General features: G+C 59.9%; 3 protein-coding genes. All 3 read left to right on the forward strand.

Going from position 1 to position 2,274, the window contains the following annotated elements; all coding sequences use genetic code 11:
* The first annotated feature begins 80 nt into the window (after window positions 1-80).
* On the forward strand, window positions 81-371 hold the full coding sequence (tnpA, locus tag MWN76_RS20775; protein ID WP_250465090.1) for an IS66 family insertion sequence element accessory protein TnpA: 291 nt from the start codon (window positions 81-83) through the stop codon (window positions 369-371).
* Window positions 371-727, forward strand: coding sequence for an IS66 family insertion sequence element accessory protein TnpB (gene tnpB, locus MWN76_RS20780; RefSeq protein ID WP_250465092.1), 357 nt, complete (start codon window positions 371-373; stop codon window positions 725-727). Before tnpA ends, tnpB begins: the two co-directional genes overlap by 1 nt.
* Window positions 728-753: 26 nt before the next feature.
* Window positions 754-2,274, forward strand: a 1,521-nt coding sequence (gene tnpC, locus MWN76_RS20785; protein ID WP_250465094.1) for an IS66 family transposase, incomplete at its 3' end; no start/stop codon positions are given.

Here is a 2,274-nt window from a genome sequence, read left to right on the forward strand (position 1 = left end):
GTAAGCGATCGATAAACCCCACCTAAAATCCAGCGCCTCTTCCGGATACGCTCCTGATTTTCAACGATCAGGAGATCCACATGACCACCCAGAGCAAATCCGACTTCTGGCAGCAGCATATCCAGACCTGGAAAGAGAGCGGCCTGTCTCAGGCAGCCTACTGCCAGCAGCACGACCTGAAGCTCAGCACCTTCACCTACTGGCGCCACAAGCAGAACAAGGGCCGCCGTAAACTGGTGCCTGTGTCGATAACCGCTCCGGATACCCCGGTGGAGCTGGCGTTGCCCGGCGGTATCCACATGCAGTTATCCGCATCGGCGTTGGAGCAGACCCTGCCGCTGGTCTGGCGCCTGCTCCGGGAGCAGGCCTGATGCTACGGCCAAGGCAGTCGGCACAGGTCTACTTGTACATGGCGCCGGTGGACATGCGCAAGTCGATCGACGGCCTGGCGGCACTGGTGGAGCAGGAGATGGAGCTGTCTCCGGCTCTGGAAGCGCTCTTCGTGTTCTGCAACCGCGGCCAGGACAAGATCAAGATGTTGTACTGGGAGCGCAACGGCTTCGTGGTCTGGTACAAGCGCCTGGAGAAGCAGCGCTTCCGCTGGCCGCGGGAGGGCGACTTCACCTACCACAAGCGCAGTGGCCGCGAGCTGAACCAGCTCCTCGACGGCCTGAACATCTGGAGCCAAAAACCCCACCAATCTATCCAGTTTGACTCGGTCACATAGCCGGGCCCTGCGATACAATGGCGGCCATGAGTGAGCAGGCCGCCGAGCAATTACCTGACGACGTCGATACGTTGAAAGCACTTCTGTTGCAGCAACAAACACAGCTGGAACAGAAGCAGCAGCGCATCCACCTGCTCGAAGAACAGATCCTGCTGATGCGCAACAAGCGCTTCGCCAGCAGCAGCGAACAGGCCTCGAACCAGCTCGGCTTCTTCGATGAAGCAGAAGTCGAGGCAGACGCAGAGCCTTCGCAAGGGCCTACCACAGAATCTCCCGCCACGACCCACAAAAAACCTGCCGGTCGCCAGCGACTCCCGGCAGATCTGTCCCGGGTACGCCGGGAGCACGACCTCCCCGAGGCAGAAAAGACCTGTGACTGCGGTTGCCAGATGCGAGCCATCGGCGAGGAGACCAGCGAGCAACTGGATATCATCCCGGCCAAGATCCGGGTGATACAACACGCCCGCAAGAAGTACGCCTGCAAAGCCTGTGAGACCGGCGTCAAAATCGCCCCTTTGCCGGCCCAGCCCATCCCCAGAAGCAATGCCAGCCCGGGTCTGCTGGCCCAGATCACCGTGGCCAAGTACCAGGACGCCCTGCCGCTGGCCCGCCAGGAACAGATCTTCCACCGCATCGGCGTGGATCTGCCCCGCAACACCCTGGCCAGTTGGATCATCCGCTGCAGCCAGCTGGTGCAGCCCCTGCTCAACCTGCTGGAAGACAGGTTACGGGAAGGCCCCCTCATCCAGTGCGATGAAACGCCGGTACAAGTGCTCAAGGAGCCAGACCGGCCACCCGACAGCCAATCGTACATGTGGGTCCGCCTCGGCGGACTCCCGGACGAATCCGTGGTGCTCTACGACTACCACCCCAGCCGCAGTGGGGAGGTAGCCAAGGCCCTGTTGTCTGGCTTCAACGGCTACCTGCAAACCGACGACTATGCCGGCTACCACGCCGTGGGTACCGAAAACGGTATCACCCACCTCGGCTGCTGGGCCCACGCCCGACGGAAGTTTATCGAGGCTCAGAAGGTTGCCAACAGCAGCAAGAGCAACAAGTCGAAGGGCAAAGATAAGAACAAGAAAAAACAACCCGGCAAAGCCGATATCGCGCTCAACTACATTGGCCACCTCTACGGCATAGAGCGCAGGGGTAAAAACCTCTCCCCAGAGCTGCGACATACGCTTCGCCAGGAGAAAAGCCTGCCCATCCTCGATAAGCTGCGCAACTGGCTCGACAAAGAACTGCCAAAGGCACTGCCGAAAAGCACCTTGGGCAAGGCCCTGTCCTACTTGCAGAAAAACTGGGAGAAGCTATGCGTCTACGTAGAGGACGGCCGTCTCAATATCGATAACAATGACGCCGAGAACGCCATACGCCCGTTCGTGATCGGGCGAAAGAACTGGCTCTTCAGCGATACCCCCAAGGGTGCGAAAGCCAGTGCGGCGCTTTACAGTCTGATAGAAACCGCGAAGGCCAACGAGCTCGAACCTTACGACTATCTCCGCCGCGTTTATGCCGATCTGCCACAGGCGAACACCGTGAAA

It is taken from the genome of Microbulbifer litoralis (genome assembly GCF_023634065.1).
Lineage (GTDB): Bacteria > Pseudomonadota > Gammaproteobacteria > Pseudomonadales > Cellvibrionaceae > Microbulbifer > Microbulbifer litoralis.